Source organism: Xanthomonas axonopodis pv. maculifoliigardeniae (assembly GCF_041519315.1).
GTDB lineage: Bacteria > Pseudomonadota > Gammaproteobacteria > Xanthomonadales > Xanthomonadaceae > Xanthomonas > Xanthomonas euvesicatoria.
Genome location: NZ_CP167998.1, coordinates 1,928,130 through 1,943,684 on the forward strand (window position 1 = coordinate 1,928,130; position 15,555 = coordinate 1,943,684).

The 15,555-nt window shown below is 64.3% G+C and carries 13 protein-coding genes and 1 tRNA gene; 13 read left to right on the forward strand and 1 reads right to left on the reverse strand.

Annotated features, from left to right (window positions below):
- The first annotated feature begins 54 nt into the window (after positions 1–54).
- The 9 genes from ftsH to recA all read left to right on the forward strand — a co-directional run bounded on the left by ftsH (position 55) and on the right by recA (position 10,697).
- Positions 55–1,995 (forward strand): ATP-dependent zinc metalloprotease FtsH, encoded by a 1,941-nt coding sequence (gene ftsH, locus ACDH77_RS08535; RefSeq protein WP_014089977.1) that lies wholly within the window; start codon positions 55–57, stop codon positions 1,993–1,995.
- A gap of 126 nt (positions 1,996–2,121) precedes the next feature.
- Complete coding sequence (gene folP, locus ACDH77_RS08540; RefSeq protein WP_372353821.1) at positions 2,122–3,024, forward strand: dihydropteroate synthase; 903 nt, start codon at positions 2,122–2,124, stop codon at positions 3,022–3,024.
- Positions 3,024–4,007, forward strand: coding sequence for a tRNA (adenosine(37)-N6)-dimethylallyltransferase MiaA (miaA, locus tag ACDH77_RS08545; protein ID WP_218558760.1), 984 nt, complete (start codon positions 3,024–3,026; stop codon positions 4,005–4,007). The genes folP and miaA overlap by 1 nt, the downstream gene beginning before the upstream one ends.
- Before the next feature lie 77 nt (positions 4,008–4,084).
- Entirely contained in the window at positions 4,085–4,363 is a 279-nt protein-coding gene (gene hfq / locus ACDH77_RS08550) for an RNA chaperone Hfq (RefSeq protein WP_005915027.1), read from the forward strand.
- An 11-nt stretch (positions 4,364–4,374) separates the two neighbouring features.
- Entirely contained in the window at positions 4,375–5,694 is a 1,320-nt protein-coding gene (hflX, locus tag ACDH77_RS08555) for a ribosome rescue GTPase HflX (RefSeq protein WP_031422298.1), read from the forward strand.
- A gap of 427 nt (positions 5,695–6,121) precedes the next feature.
- Positions 6,122–6,616, forward strand: a complete 495-nt coding sequence (locus ACDH77_RS08560; RefSeq protein WP_008574640.1) for a CinA family protein — start codon at positions 6,122–6,124, stop codon at positions 6,614–6,616.
- 467 nt (positions 6,617–7,083) lie between these two features.
- The gene (gene ubiB, locus ACDH77_RS08565; protein ID WP_008574639.1) at positions 7,084–8,760 is read left to right on the forward strand and encodes a 2-polyprenylphenol 6-hydroxylase; all 1,677 of its coding nucleotides are present in this window, start codon (positions 7,084–7,086) and stop codon (positions 8,758–8,760) included.
- Between the two features lie 88 nt (positions 8,761–8,848).
- Entirely contained in the window at positions 8,849–9,490 is a 642-nt protein-coding gene (gene lexA, locus ACDH77_RS08570; RefSeq protein WP_008574637.1) for a transcriptional repressor LexA, read from the forward strand.
- 172 nt (positions 9,491–9,662) lie between these two features.
- Positions 9,663–10,697 carry a recombinase RecA gene (recA, locus tag ACDH77_RS08575; RefSeq protein ID WP_008574635.1) on the forward strand — a complete coding sequence of 345 codons (1,035 nt, stop codon included), beginning with the start codon at positions 9,663–9,665 and terminating at the stop codon, positions 10,695–10,697.
- A 17-nt stretch (positions 10,698–10,714) separates the two neighbouring features.
- Here recA and ACDH77_RS08580 read toward each other — a convergent pair whose 3' ends face one another.
- A complete protein-coding gene (locus ACDH77_RS08580) occupies positions 10,715–10,978 on the reverse strand; it encodes a hypothetical protein (RefSeq protein WP_008574633.1) in 264 nt (87 codons plus the stop codon).
- 16 nt (positions 10,979–10,994) lie between these two features.
- Here ACDH77_RS08580 and recX point away from each other — a divergent pair, with 16 nt between their 5' ends.
- The 4 genes from recX to ACDH77_RS08600 all read left to right on the forward strand — a co-directional run bounded on the left by recX (position 10,995) and on the right by ACDH77_RS08600 (position 14,762).
- A complete protein-coding gene (recX, locus tag ACDH77_RS08585) occupies positions 10,995–11,483 on the forward strand; it encodes a recombination regulator RecX (RefSeq protein ID WP_029819218.1) in 489 nt (162 codons plus the stop codon).
- A gap of 101 nt (positions 11,484–11,584) precedes the next feature.
- Entirely contained in the window at positions 11,585–14,233 is a 2,649-nt protein-coding gene (alaS, locus tag ACDH77_RS08590; protein WP_372353822.1) for an alanine--tRNA ligase, read from the forward strand.
- Positions 14,234–14,372: 139 nt separating this feature from the next.
- Positions 14,373–14,585 carry a carbon storage regulator CsrA gene (gene csrA / locus ACDH77_RS08595; RefSeq protein ID WP_003481884.1) on the forward strand — a complete coding sequence of 71 codons (213 nt, stop codon included), beginning with the start codon at positions 14,373–14,375 and terminating at the stop codon, positions 14,583–14,585.
- Between the two features lie 84 nt (positions 14,586–14,669).
- A tRNA-Ser gene (locus ACDH77_RS08600) sits at positions 14,670–14,762 on the forward strand.
- Positions 14,763–15,555: the final 793 nt, after the last annotated feature.

The following is a 15,555-nucleotide window of genomic DNA, read 5'->3' on the forward strand; positions in this document are numbered from 1 at the left end:
AATGACCATCGTATTTCAAGCATCGAAGAGTAGAGGGCACCGGAGCCAATGAGGATGAACGACTTGACCAAGAATCTGCTGCTGTGGGTGGTCGTCGCAGTTGTGCTGATGGTTGTCTTCCAGAGCTTCTCGCCGCGGATGGCGGGCGGCGTCGGTGCCGACTCGATCACCTATACCCAGTTCCTGAAGGAAGTGGACTCCGGGCGCGTCAAATCGGTGGATTACACCGATGAAACCAACCTGGCCGTCAACGCGATCCGCTTCAAGCGCACCGACGGCAGCGAAGCCACAGTCTACGGTCCGCGCGACGACAAGCTGGTCGACGTGCTGTACAGCAAGAACATCGAAATGACCCGCCAGAAGCCCTCGACCGGGCCTGGCTTCTGGTCGTTGGTACTCAATTTCCTCCCGGTCATCCTGATCATCGGCTTCTGGCTGTTCATCATGCGCCAGATGCAGGGCGGTGGCGGCGGTGCCAAGGGGGCGATGAGCTTCGGCAAGTCGCGCGCCAAGCTGCAGGGCGAAGACCAGATCAAGATCACCTTTGCCGACGTTGCCGGTTGCGACGAGGCCAAGGAAGAAGTCGGCGAACTGGTGGACTTCCTGCGCGACCCGACCAAGTTCACCAAGCTGGGCGGCAAGATTCCGCGCGGCGTGCTGATGGTCGGCCCGCCGGGTACCGGTAAGACCCTGCTCGCCAAGGCGATCGCCGGCGAGGCCAAGGTGCCGTTCTTCAGCATCTCCGGCTCGGACTTCGTGGAAATGTTCGTCGGCGTGGGTGCCAGCCGCGTGCGCGACATGTTCGAGCAGGCCAAGAAGCACGCGCCGTGCATCATCTTCATCGACGAAATCGATGCGGTGGGCCGTCATCGCGGTGCCGGTCTCGGCGGCGGGCATGACGAGCGCGAGCAGACCCTGAACCAGTTGCTGGTCGAAATGGACGGTTTCGAAGGCGGCGAAGGCGTGATCGTGATCGCGGCGACCAACCGGCCGGACGTGTTGGATCCGGCGCTGCTGCGTCCTGGCCGTTTCGACCGCCAGGTCGTGGTCGGCCTGCCGGACGTCAAGGGTCGCGAACAGATCCTGCGCGTGCACATGCGCAAGCTGCCGTTGGCCGAGGATGTCGTGCCGATGGTCATCGCCCGCGGTACCCCGGGTTTCTCTGGCGCCGACTTGGCTAACCTGTGCAACGAAGCAGCGTTGTTCGCGGCGCGTGGCAGCGAGAAGGAAGTCCGCATGGACCACTTCGACCGTGCCCGCGACAAGATTCTGATGGGTGCCGAGCGCCGCTCGATGGCCATGAGCGAGGACGAGAAGACCCTCACCGCGTATCACGAGGCAGGCCACGCCATCGTCGGCCGCCTGGTGCCGGAGCACGACCCGGTCTACAAGGTCACCATCATTCCGCGCGGCCGCGCCCTCGGCGTGACGATGTATCTGCCGGAAGGCGACCGCTACTCGATGAACCGCGTGGCGATCGAATCGCAGCTGTGCTCGCTGTACGGTGGTCGCGTTGCCGAAGAGCTGATCTTCGGTGGCGACAAGGTCACTACCGGTGCGTCCAACGACATCGAGCGGGCCACCAAGATGGCGCGCAACATGGTGACCAAGTGGGGGCTGTCCGACGAGCTTGGCCCGGTGGCCTATGGCGAGGAAGAGGATGAGGTGTTCCTGGGCCGTTCGGTGACCCAGCACAAGAACGTCTCCGACGAAACCGCGCGCAAGATCGACGAAGTCGTGCGCTCGATCCTGGACAAGGCCTACAGCAAGACCAAGACCATCCTCACCGAGAATCTGGACAAGCTGCACGCGATGTCGCAGTTGTTGCTGCAGTACGAGACCATCGACGTGCCTCAGATCGACGCCATCATGGAAGGCCGCGAGCCGCCGCCGCCGGCGGGTTGGGGCAAGTCCGATAAGGACGGTGGCAACAACAACGACAAGGGTAGCCCGCGTCCGTTGCCGCCCATCGCCGGACCCGCCGAGCAACTCTAAGCCGGCCATGCACTGATCTGCGAGGCATCCATCAAGGCCGGGGAGCAATTCCCGGCCTTGATGCGTTATCGGGCCGCATCGATGCCCACGTATGGGCGACCATCATCAACCCAGGAGACACTGCCGATGTTTGATACCACCCTCACACTGGATTGCGCCGGCCGCAGCCTGCGACTGGATGCACCGCAGGTGATGGGTATCGTCAATGTCACACCCGATTCGTTCTCCGACGGCGGCCAGCATGCGACCTGCGAAGCGGCGATCGCGCATGGGCTGGCGTTGGTGGAGCAGGGCGCTGCGGTGCTGGATGTCGGTGGTGAATCCACCCGCCCGGGCGCTGCGGCGGTCTCGGTTGAAGAAGAACTGCAGCGGGTCGTTCCGGTGATCGAGGTGCTGGCCCAGCGCACCAGCGTGCCGATCAGCGTGGATACGTTCAAACCGGAGGTCATGCGCGCGGCGGTCGCGGCCGGCGCCGGCATGGTCAACGACGTCTATGCCCTGCGTTCGCCCGGTGCGCTGGAGGCGGCGTCGGACCTGCGCGTGCCTGTGGTCTTGATGCATGCGCGCAGCGCGCCACACGCCATGCAGGATGCGCCGCACTACGACGATATCGTGGGTGAAGTGCACCGGTTTCTGGCCGAGCGCATCTTCGCTGCCGAGATGGCCGGCATCGACAAGCGCCGGCTGATCCTGGACCCGGGCTTTGGCTTCGATAAGACCACCCCGCACAACCTCACTTTGCTTGCGCAGCTGCAGCGGCTGCAGGAATTCGGTTTGCCGGTGCTGGCCGGGCTGTCGCGCAAACGCAGCATCGGCGAACTGACCGGGCGCCAGATCGCCGCCGAACGTGTGCACGGCTCGGTGGCCGCGCATCTGATCGCCGCACAACATGGCGCGCTGCTGCTGCGCGTGCACGATGTGGCGGCAACCGTGGATGCGTTGAAGGTATGGACGGCGATGGCGGCGATTCCCGTACCGCGTGTCAGCGCGCCCGCCGCGCCCACGATTCGTTGGCCGGACGAGGACTGATGCCTGTCGACCAACGCCCGCTGGCGATCGCCGTGATGGGCCCCACCGCCAGCGGCAAGACGGCGCTGGCGCTGGAAGCTGCGGAGCGCTGGAACGGGGAAATCGTCAGCGTCGATTCGGCGCTGGTGTATCGCGGCCTGGAGATCGGTGCGGCCAAGCCGGACGCGCCAATGCGCGCGGCGGTGCCGCATCATCTGCTCGACCTGCGCGATCCCTGGCAGGTGTATTCGGCAGCGGAGTTCGCCACCGATGCACGCCAGGCGATCGCGCAAATCGTGGCGCGCGGCAAATTGCCGATTCTGGCCGGCGGCACCGGGCTGTATTTTCGTGCACTGCTGGAAGGTTTGTCGCACCTGCCCGAGGCCGACCAAACGGTGCGTGCATCCATCGCGGCCGAAGCTCAGCATATCGGTTGGGCCGGCTTGCACGCACAACTGGCACGTGTGGACCCGGTTGCGGCAGCGCGCATTCATGCGACCGACCCGCAGCGGGTCCAGCGGGCGCTGGAGGTCTACCGCATCAGCGGGCGGCCGATCAGCGCGTGGCAGGCGCTACCGCCAGGGCCGCGCCTGCCGGTACGCGTGTTGAAGGTGGTCTTGGCCCCACGCGAGCGCGCGGTGCTGCATGCACGGATCGCACACCGGCTGGATGCGATGTTGGCGCAGGATTTTCTGGGGGAAGTGCAGCGTCTGCGGGCGCTGCCGCAGATGCAGGCGGTGGCAGCGCCGCTGGATTTGCCGGCCGTGCGCGCGGTCGGCTACCGCCAGGCCTGGCAGTACCTGGACGGGGCTGGCGGCCTGGCCGAGTTCCGCGACAAGGCGATCCAGGCGACCCGGCAACTGGCCAAGCGACAGCTCACCTGGCTGCGCGGCGAGCTGGACGCGCGCTGGTTCGACCCGGAGCGTGACCGCCATCAATTGGAGGACGCAATTGTCGGCTTCCTCGCTGATCGTCCCGCTGTACGGCAGGCTTCAGGCGTGTAACATCCCGTTTCCGGGACCGGCTGGGGATAGCAGGTGTCGACCGGAACAATAAGAACAATAATGAAGAGGATTTTTCGATGGCTAAGGGGCAATCTTTACAGGACCCATTCCTCAATGCGCTGCGGCGCGAGCGGGTGCCCGTGTCGGTGTATCTGGTCAATGGCATCAAGCTGCAGGGCACGATCGAGTCGTTCGACCAATTCGTGGTCCTGCTGCGCAATACCGTGAGTCAGATGGTGTACAAGCACGCCATTTCCACGGTGGTGCCGGCGCGCAATGTGCGCGTGGGGCCCGGTGGTGGGTATGTGCAATCCAATGAAGGCAATCAGGCGGAAGATGACGACGTCGAGCAGTAACGGAGCAGTGCGTGTTTGATCGGTCCCGCAAGGGTGAACACGCGTTATTGATACAGACCCACTCCGGCGGGCCTGCCGAAGACGATGTGATGGAGGAGTTCGCCGACCTTGCAAAGTCGGCGGGCGCCACGGTGGCCGCCACGCTCACCGCGCGCATCGATAAGCCCAGCCCGTCGACCTTGATCGGTAGCGGCAAGCTGGAAGAGGTCAAGGCCGCAGCCGAGGCCACCGGTGCCGATCTGGTGCTGGTCAACCACACTTTGTCGCCCGGCCAGGAGCGCAACCTGGAGCGGTATCTGGAGCGGCGTGTGATCGACCGCACCGGGTTGATCCTGGACATCTTCGCGCAACGTGCGCGCAGCCACGAAGGCAAGCTGCAGGTGGAGCTGGCGCAGTTGCGTCACATGGCCACGCGGTTGGTACGTGGCTGGACGCACTTGGAGCGTCAGCGCGGTGGCTCCATCGGCCTGCGCGGCCCCGGCGAAACCCAGCTGGAAACCGACCGCCGCCTGCTGCAAAAACGCGTCGAACAGTTGCAGCAGCGGCTGGAAAAGGTCGAGGTGCAGCGCACCCAGATGCGTCGTGCGCGGATGCGCAGCGAATTGCCACGGATTGCACTGGTCGGCTACACCAATGCCGGCAAGTCGACATTGTTCAATGTGTTGACCGGTGCAGAGGCTTACGTGGCGGATCAATTGTTCGCCACGCTCGACCCCACCGTGCGACGCATTGCGTTGCCGGGTGGCAGCGCGATTCTTGCCGACACGGTCGGCTTCGTGCGCGATCTTCCGCACGAGCTGGTCGCCGCATTCCGCTCCACGCTGTCGGAGGCGCGCGATGCCGATCTGTTGCTGCACGTCGTCGATGCAGCAGACCCGTTGCGCGAAGAACGCATCCTGCAGGTCGATGAAGTGTTGCGGGCCGTCGGTGCCGGCGATCTGCCGCAACTGCTGGTATTCAACAAGATCGACAAGATCGAGGGCGCCGAAGTGCGCCACGACGCGCAGGACGGCATTCCTGACCCGGCACGCCGCGAGCGTGTCTGGGTGTCGGCGCGCGACGGACGTGGGCTGGAAGAATTGCAGCACGCGCTCGGCCAGCGGCTGGATCTGCGCCACCTGACCGGCCAGCTACGGTTACCACCGTCTGCCGGTCGCCTGCGTTCCAGGCTGCATCAGCTGGAAGTGGTGCGCAATGAGCAATCCGACGAAGATGGTTGGTTGCTCGAGGTCGATCTGCCGATGGTCGAGGCCGAGCGGTTGGCCGCCGGGCAGGACGGTGCGCCGCTGCGCGCGATGCTGCCGGATCGTCGCGAAGACTGGGAAGCGTGATAGGCGCGGCACGGTCGGTCGCACACGACCGTGCTGCTGCTTCAAGGCGAATGGGGCAGGGTGGAGCGCGTCGCTGTGCGGCAGTTGCCAGGCCTCGTCCCGGCCAGCCGGAACTCACAGAAAATCAATATGAGCAGTGGGTGCTGCGCAAGAGTGCAGTGGTGCGCTCATGTGGCGCATCACACCTGTGATCAGGAATGACGCCCTGGGTGCGGTGATTCGGTGCTTGGAGGCGGCGCTGCACGTTGACCACGTGCGGCCGGCACCTCGGCGCACATGCAAGCCCGTCCAGACCCGTCGTACCGCATATTGGCCGCACATCGCCACTGAACCCTGGCCACCTCGCGCCCAGCCGGAATCGGCGCCAGCGGCAGACAGGCGCGACGAATTGGGCTAAAACGTCCGCTGCCCCCTCCTTGCCGTGCCCATGTCTTTTTCCGCCGATTCCGAACTGCAGCAGCTGGCCGAAGCCCTCGGGCAGCAATTGCTTGCCGCGCGCGAGCGCCTGGTCACTGCCGAGAGTTGTACGGGTGGCTGGATCGCCAAGGCGGTGACCGATGTCGCCGGCTCCTCGCACTGGTTCGATTGCGGCATGGCCGCCTATAGCTACGAGGCCAAGCAGGCGCTACTCGGTGTCCGCCCACAGACCTTGGAAGTGCACGGGGCGGTCAGTCGCGAAACGGTGATCGAAATGGTCTCTGGCGCCCTGGTGAATTCCGGCGCAAGCATCGCGGTGGCGGTGACCGGCATCGCCGGGCCTGGCGGCGGCAGTGAGGACAAGCCGGTCGGCACGGTCTGGATCGGCTGGAAACGCCGTGGCGGTTATGCCACCGCACAACTGTTCCAGTTCAATGGCGACCGCGATGCGGTGCGTCGTCAGACCGTCGTTGCAGCATTGCGCGGGTTGAGCGCGTTGCTTTAGCGGTCGTCGGGTTCGCTGATGGCGTTCGGCAGCAGATCCGCGGCGCCCCATTTTCGGCGCAATCTCGCACAGCCTGGAAACCCAAGGCCGTGACCGAGCGCCGTCCCAAGAACTGGCTGGGCCTCGTTGTCGACACGCCGCTGCAGCACGCTGCGCGGACGCGTTACTTGGCACATCCAGCAACGAGGCTGCGAAGCGACAATGGCGCAACCCGGGTGCAGGCAGCTCATCAGCGAACGCTGCCTGTTGCGCATGTACCGCGCGCGCCTTGTAACCTGCGCTGAGCTTGGACGAGGCGAGAGCGCGACAGCGGAGGGCAGATCGGCTACAAACAAGGTCCGCTCACCGCCCCGCGTGCCAATGCATTCGTTTCTTGCTCCTGTCCCATCGATCGCCGCGTTGCAGGCTGCTATCTACTGCAGTGTCACGCATTGCCTGAGCGCAACGCGCTCGCAGGCGGTGCGCTGATGTGGGAAGCACTCGGCACGGTACGTGATCTTGGGCGGCTGCAGGAAATCGCCTCGGTCCTGATCCGCTACGGCTTCGGCGATGTGGTGCGTCGTATCGGCATGGCCGATGTGCTTGAGCGCGCCGGCAGGCTGTTGCATTGGCAGAACGCCGAGGGCCGGTTGCGCATGTCCGCAGCGATGCGCGTGCGGCGTGCACTGGAAGAGCTCGGACCCACCTTCGTCAAACTGGGCCAGGTGCTGGCCACGCGTGTGGATCTGCTGCCACCGGAGTGGATCGAAGAATTGAGCGAGCTGCAGAACGCGGTGCCGGCGCTGCCGTTCGAGCAGATTCGCCCACAGCTGGTCGCTGCGTTGGGCATGGAGCCGGAAACCGTCTTCGCGCGCCTGGACGAACAGCCGCTGGCAGCCGCCTCGCTGGCACAGACCCATCGCGCGTGGTTGGTCGATGGCACGCCGGTGGTATTGAAGATTCGTCGTCCCGATATCGGTGACACCATCGACGCGGATCTGCGCCTGCTCGCCCGGCTTGCTGAAATCGTCGAAACCCGCGCACCGGATCTCAAGCGCTACCGTCCTTCCGAGGTGGTGCAGCAATTTACCGTTTCGCTGCGACGCGAGCTGGACTTCGCTGCGGAGGGGCGCAACGCCGAACGCATCGCCGCCAACTTCGCGCACGATACGCAGGTGGTGGTGCCGGCGGTGTACTGGGAGTGGACCTGCGAGTCGCTCAACGTGCAGGAATTCATCGATGGAATTCCGGGGCGCGATCTGCTCGCCGTCGATGCGGCCGGCCTGGATCGCAGGGCGCTCGCACGTGCCGGTGCCGGCATCGTGCTCAAGATGGTGTTGCAGGATGGCTGCTTCCACGCCGACCCGCATCCGGGGAACATTTTTTACCTGCGCGATGGGCGCATCGCGGTCATCGATTTCGGCATGGTCGGGCGCGTCTCCGAGCAGCGTCGGTTTCAGGTCGCACAGCTGCTGCACGGCATGGTCAGCTACGACGCCGAAGCAGTGATCGACGTCTTGCTGGAATGGGCGGGCACCAGCCTGGAGATCGACGAGGCGCGTTTGCAGCAAGACATCGGCGCGTTCGTCGACGAGTATCGCGGCGTGCCGCTGAAAGAATTGCGTATTGGCGCAATGCTTGGCGACGTCACTTCCATCCTGCGCGATCACGGACTGACGCTGCCATCGGATCTGGCGCTGATGATCAAGGCCTTTCTCACCCTGGAAGGCATGGGGCGTCAGCTCGATCCGGATTTCGACATGGCCACCGAGGCGCGCCCGTATCTGGAACGCGTGGTGTTGCAGCGCTATGCGCCGCGCGCCATCGTGCGGCGCGGCCGGCGGACCGTGACTGGCGCGATCGACCTGATCGGCGATCTGCCGCGCGACCTCAAGCGCCTGTTGCAAGCCGCACGCCGCGGCAAGCTGCAGCTTCAGATCGAAACACGCGCATTGCGCGAGTTCGGCGAGCAGGTCGACCGCGCGGCCAATCGCCTCACGATGGGGATCGTGACTGCCGCGTTGGTGATCGGCTCCTCCATCGTCATGAACAGCGTCGGCGGGAGCGCCAGCCGCTGGTTGCTCGCGCTGGGCGTGGGCGGTTTCATCGGCGCGGCGCTATGCGGCATCTGGATCCTGTTTTCGATCTGGAGAAGCCGGCGCTAGCGCGCGACGCGCGGGGCATCGTGGTGGCCTGCGGGCACGGCGCGGCGAACACTTGCGCAGGCGCTCGTTAGTAGTAATACTACTAACCATGGACCTGACCGACACCCAGCAAGCAATCCTGGCCTTGATCGCCGAGCGCATCGATGCCGATGGTGTTCCGCCGTCGCAGACCGAGATCGCGCGCGCGTTCGGCTTCAAGGGCGTCCGCGCGGCGCAATATCACCTGGAAGCGCTGGAGCATGCGGGGGCGATCCGCCGCGTTCCAGGCCAGGCGCGCGGGATACGGCTGGCCGGGCAGGGTGCGCAGACACGCACGGCTCCGGTGAGCGAGGCGGCCCGCGACGATGTGCTGCGCCTGCCGGTGCTGGGCCGCGTTGCGGCGGGTTTGCCGATCGGTGCCGATATCGGCTCGGACGACTTCGTTGTACTGGATCGTGTGTTTTTCTCGCCCTCGCCGGATTATCTGCTCAAGGTGCAAGGCGATTCGATGCGCGACGAAGGCATCTTCAATGGCGATCTGATCGGCGTGCACCGTACCCGCGACGCGCGCTCGGGGCAGATCGTGGTGGCGCGGATCGATGAGGAAATCACGGTAAAGCTGCTGAAGATCGGCAAGGACCGCATCCGGCTGTTGCCGCGCAATCCGGACTACGCGCCCATTGAGGTGCTACCGGATCAGGATTTCGCGATTGAAGGACTGTATTGCGGACTGTTGAGGCCTAACCGCTGAGGTCTGCGCCGATGGCCGTGCCGGCGTTTCTCCGAGCTGGCACCGCAGGATTTCCCGCTGCCGCGGGACCTTCCGCCTCCCTAATCTGAGTGTGTCGCCTGCAGTCTCAGCCTGTGCGATACCCCGCCGCTACATTAGCCCCATACCGAAATCACTGACGAGGATCACCCAGATGGACGAGAACAAGAAGCGCGCCCTTTCCGCCGCACTGAGCCAGATCGAAAAGCAATTCGGCAAGGGCTCGGTCATGCGCATGGGCGACCGCGTCATCGAGGCAGTCGAAGTCATCCCGACCGGCTCGTTGATGCTGGATATCGCCCTGGGGATCGGCGGCCTGCCGAAGGGCCGCGTGGTCGAAATCTACGGCCCGGAATCCTCCGGCAAGACCACCTTGACCCTGCAAGCCATCGCCCAGTGCCAGAAGAACGGCGGCACCGCTGCCTTCATCGACGCCGAGCACGCGCTGGACCCGATTTATGCGGCCAAGCTGGGCGTCAACGTCGACGACCTGCTGCTGTCGCAGCCCGATACCGGTGAGCAGGCACTGGAAATTGCCGACATGCTGGTGCGCTCGGGTTCGGTTGATATCGTGGTGGTCGACTCGGTTGCCGCACTGACGCCAAAGGCGGAAATCGAAGGCGAGATGGGCGACCAGTTGCCTGGTTTGCAGGCTCGCCTGATGAGCCAGGCGCTGCGCAAGCTCACCGGCAATATCAAGCGCTCCAACACGCTGGTGGTCTTCATCAATCAGCTGCGCATGAAGATCGGCGTCATGATGCCGGGCCAGAGCCCGGAAGTGACCACCGGCGGCAACGCGCTGAAGTTCTACGCCTCGGTGCGTCTGGATATCCGCCGTATCGGTGCGATCAAGAAGGGCGACGAGATCATCGGCAACCAGACCAAGATCAAGGTGGTCAAGAACAAGCTGGCGCCTCCGTTCAAGCAGGTCGTGACCGAAATCCTGTATGGCGAAGGCATCAGCCGCGAGGGCGAATTGATCGACATGGGCGTGGAAGCCAAGCTGGTCGACAAGGCCGGCGCCTGGTACAGCTACGGCGATGAGCGCATCGGGCAGGGCAAGGACAACGCGCGGACCTACCTGCGCGACAACCCGCAGGTTGCGACCCGGCTGGAAGCCGAGTTGCGTGAGAAGTTCCAGCCTGCCGAAGCACCGCGCGAGGCCGGCGACGACGAAGACAAGGAATAAGTTGCAGCCGCACAACATCACCAGTCGCCGGAGTCGGTTTGCCGGGAATCGGTGACGGTGATGCTGTTGGTGAGCGGTGGGCGGAACCTCGCACGGTACGCCACCGCTCCATTGCCGCCCACGTCCGCCCGGCGCTGGGGCAACAGGTTCGAGCGTGTTTGAAGTTTTTCTATCGCGGGGACGGCGGAGTCAGTGCCGTCGCTTCTCGCGGTAGATCTATCGAAGGCCAGGAGGGCAGGCGCCATGGACGGCGCATTGATGTCGTAACTGATCTTGGCCATTCGGGACACCTCAACGATGGACGAGCAAGAGCCCGCACCAAAGCGGGGGCGCCGGTTCAAGGAACAGACGCCGGTCCAGCGTGCACTCGGCCTATTGGTGCGGCGCGAACATTCGCGCAAGGAATTGAACCGCAAGCTGCTGGCTCGCGGAATCGAGCCAGATGCGGCGCAGGCGGCCGTCGATCGGCTCACGGACGAGGGATGGCAGGACGACACCCGCTTCGCTGCTGCAGTGGTGCGCAATCGCGCCGGTTCTGGTTATGGCCCGCTGCATATTCGTGCCGAGCTCGGGACCCATGGCCTGGATAGCGAGGCCATCAGTGCCGCTTTGGCGACCTTCGAAGGGGATTGGACCGAAAACGCGCGCGACCTGATCCGCCGTCGGTTCGGCGAACAAGGCCCAACCGACCTTCCGCAGCGGCGCAAGGCCGCCGATCTGCTGGCCCGGCGGGGTTTCGACGGCAACAGCATTCGCGCCGCCACGCGCTTCGACCTTGAGGACTGAGGGCGTCAGGCCTGCTACCCTTCGTGGTTTCAGGTTGTTCCGCTCATCTGCGCCCACATGTCATTGGGTGACCGGGACTGCCGCCCGCCCAATGCCAGCACATGAACGCACCTGCCAAATTCAGCACTTCCCAGATTCGTAGTGACTTCCTCGCGTTCTTCGAGGGGAAGGGCCACACCATCGTGCCATCCGCGCCGCTGGTGCCGGGCAACGACCCCACCTTGCTGTTTACCAACTCCGGCATGGTCCAGTTCAAGGACGTCTTCCTTGGCGCGGAGAAGCGCAGCTACGTCCGTGCTGCAGACGTGCAGCGCTGCCTGCGTGCCGGTGGCAAGCACAACGATCTGGACTCGGTGGGCTACACTGCACGCCACCACACCTTCTTCGAAATGCTCGGCAACTGGTCGTTCGGCGACTATTTCAAGAAGGACGCCATCGCCTGGGCATGGGAACTGTTGACCCAGGTCTGGAAGCTGCCGGCCGACCGCCTGCTGGTCACCGTCTATCACACCGACGAAGAAGCCTTCGCGTTGTGGCGCGACATGATCGGCATCCCTGAAAGCCGCATCGTGCGCATTGGCGACAACAAGGGTGCCCCCTACGCGTCGGACAATTTCTGGCAGATGGCCGATACCGGCCCTTGCGGCCCGTGTACCGAAATCTTCTTCGACCACGGCGATCACATCGCCGGTGGTCCACCGGGGTCCCCGGATGAAGACGGCGACCGCTTCATCGAGATCTGGAACCTGGTCTTCATGCAGTTCGATCGCCAGCCCGACGGCACCCTGGTGCCGCTGCCGGCGCCGTGCGTGGACACGGGCATGGGCTTGGAGCGTCTGGCTGCGATCCTGCAGCACGTCCATACCAACTATGAAATCGACCTGTTCCAGGCGTTGATCGGCAAGGCCAGTGCGCTGACCGGCATCACCGATCTGGAGAATAAGTCGCTGCGGGTAATCGCCGATCACATCCGCGCCTGTTCTTTCCTCATCGTCGATGGCGTGTTGCCCTCCAACGAAGGCCGCGGCTATGTGCTGCGCCGGATCATCCGGCGTGCGCTGCGCCATGGTTGGATGTTGGGCGTGCGCCAGCCGTTCTTCAGCAAGATGGTGCCCACGCTGGTGGAGCTGATGGGCGAAGCCTATCCCGAGCTGGTGGTGGCGCAGGACACTGTGGCGCGCGCGCTATTGGCCGAAGAAGAGCGCTTTGCCGAGACGCTGGACGCCGGCATGAAGATCTTCGACGAGGTCGCATCGCGCTCGCAGGACATCATCCCGGGCGCCGACGCGTTTCGGCTGTACGACACTTACGGCTTCCCGGTCGACCTGACTGCCGACATCGCGCGCGAGCGCGGCATGCGCGTGGACATGGAGGGCTTCGAGTTCGCGATGGAGCGCCAGCGCGAGACGGCGCGCGCGGCTGGCAAGTTCGGCGGTGGCGTCGCATTGCCGGCGGACCTGGTCGCCAGCATGTCGCCGACCGTGTTCCTGGGCTACGAAGTGTACGATGCCGATGCCCTCAAGGTCGTGGCACTGCTCAAGCAGGGCCGCCCGGTCGAACGTGCGGAAGCGGGCGATGAGGTGATCGTGTTCACCGACCGCACGCCGTTCTATGCCGAGTCGGGCGGCCAGGTCGGCGACAGCGGCCAGCTGAGCGGCCCCGGCGTGTCGATCAACGTTACCGATACGCAGAAGTTCGCAGGCCAGTTCCACGGGCATGTGGGGCGCATCAGCGAAGGCGCGCTCGCGCTTGGCGATGTGCTTGCCGGCGGGATCGACACGCAACGTCGCGGCAAGACCATCCTCAACCACTCGGCCACCCATCTACTTCACGCCGCCCTGCGCGAAGTCCTGGGAACGCATGTGCAACAGAAGGGTTCGCTGGTCGCGCCTGATCGTCTGCGCTTTGACTTCTCGCACTTCCAGCCGATCACTGCCGACGAGCTCGCTGTGATCGAGCGCAAGGTCAACGCCGAAGTGCGCGCCAACCATGGCGTGGAAGTGCACAACATGGCCATGCAGGAGGCGCTGGATTTCGGCGCGATGGCGCTGTTCGGCGAGAAGTACGGAGAAAACGTCCGCGTGCTCAAGATGGGCGGCTATTCCACTGAGCTGTGTGGCGGTACCCACGTCACCCGCACCGGCGACATCGGCTTGTTCAAGATCACCTCCGAAGGCGGCGTGTCGTCGGGCGTGCGTCGTATCGAAGCGGTGACCGGGCAGGGCGCGCTGGACTATGTGGCTGACGAGGAACGTCGCCTGCTGGAAGCGGCCAATCTGCTCGGCGGCAACACCAGCGAGGTGGTGGACAAGGTGCGCGCACTGACCGAGCGCCAGAAGCGGCTGGAGCGCGAGCTGGAATCGCTCAAGGCCAAGTTGGCGTCGGGTGCGACTGCCGATTTGGGCGCTAGCGCGATCGATGTTGTCGGAGTCAAGGTTGTCGCGGTGCGTCTGGAGGGCTTCGATGCCAAGGCGCTGCGCGATGCGATGGATCGCCTGAAGCAACAGCTCGGTGATTCGGTCATCGTGCTGGCTGGCGCTTCGGGCGGCAAGGTGGCGCTCGTCGCCGGTGTGAACGGCAGCCCAACTGGCAAGGTGAAGGCAGGGGAACTCCTCGGTCACATCGCCAGTCAGATCGGCGGCAAGGGCGGCGGCCGTCCGGATCTCGCCCAGGGTGGTGGCGAGGACGGGCCCGCCCTTGCGACCGCACTCGACGGTGTGCCCCTCTGGGTCAAGCAACACTTGGGCTGAACACTTGTCCTGCTATGCCTTGCTGGCTAGCAGGATGTCCCGCTACCATTTCTGGTCTATTCCCTTTACGTAGGGCGCGTCTCACTCAGGAGGCCGTCGATGCTGGTGGGAAATCCACCGGTTCCAGGAGATTTGCAAAATGTTGATCCTCACTCGCCGGGTAGGCGAAACCTTGATGATCGGCGACTCGGTCACCGTGACCGTTCTCGGCGTCAAGGGCAATCAGGTGCGTATCGGTATCACCGCACCCAAGGATGTGGCTGTGCATCGCGAAGAAATCTATCAGCGCATCCAGCGTGGGGATGAGCCGGTCGCTTCCGGCGCACATCACGGTGACGATTCTTCGAATTGATCGTTGTCAAGGGTTTACGTTAGCCCCTCTTACCCGGTATTCTTCGCGGCCTGCCACGGACATCGCGGCAGGCAGCAAAAAACTGGAGCGATGCCCGAGCGGCTGAAGGGGCTCCCCTGCTAAGGGAGTATAGGGTCAAAAGCTCTATCGAGGGTTCGAATCCCTCTCGCTCCGCCAGTGTTCTAAACGCCCGCAAATCACTGATTTGCGGGCGTTTTTATTTGTGCTGCGGGTTCGTCGAGAAGGCGATGCTGCTTGAGAGCGTCGCCTGCGGCAATGCGTGTCGTCGAAGTCTGCGATATCCGTGGGTGCTCGCTGGCGTTGGTTCAACGCTGCAGACGCCCTGGAGCACACTCCTGCCAGCAGTACCCAGGCCATCAGTGAGGACGGCGAAGGGTCACGCTGTGCGCGCGTCGCCAGCGGCCACAGTGCTTCAGGGAGTATCGCCTCCGAGCTCGGTTGCTAGCCGGAGGCTGGTAACGATTCTTTGCGTCTCTCACCGGCTGCATCTCAAGCATGAGAGTTGCCAGCTAGCGAAGGCCCTGGTCTTGCTCGCATCGCTCGACAGTCGATAGTGACGCCTTAGGCGCCTGCAGCGCGAGCGTGAGATTCCTTGTCGCGTTGCGAAGAGGTCGCGTCCTGCTTGCTCGCTGCCCCTCCGCCGGATTTCGGCGCATCTCTGACATGTCATTCCATTGGCATGGTTGGTGGCATGCGCTTGCGGAGAGGGCGCGACACCTGGCGAAGCAGCACTCTCCAGTGTCGTGTACGCCAACGCGCCGTGCAGCGCATCGAGCCAGGCGCATCGACGTCAGTAATGAGCCTCGTATCGATGGCGTCTTGGGCACTTCGGTTTTTTGCCGCCTTGCGCATGCAGGCGGGTGGTGTACGAAGGCGCTGATTCTGCGCGCGAGAGTACAGCGTTGGATTTGTCGCTGCTGCAACTGGAGCGATGCGCCACTGCACTCCA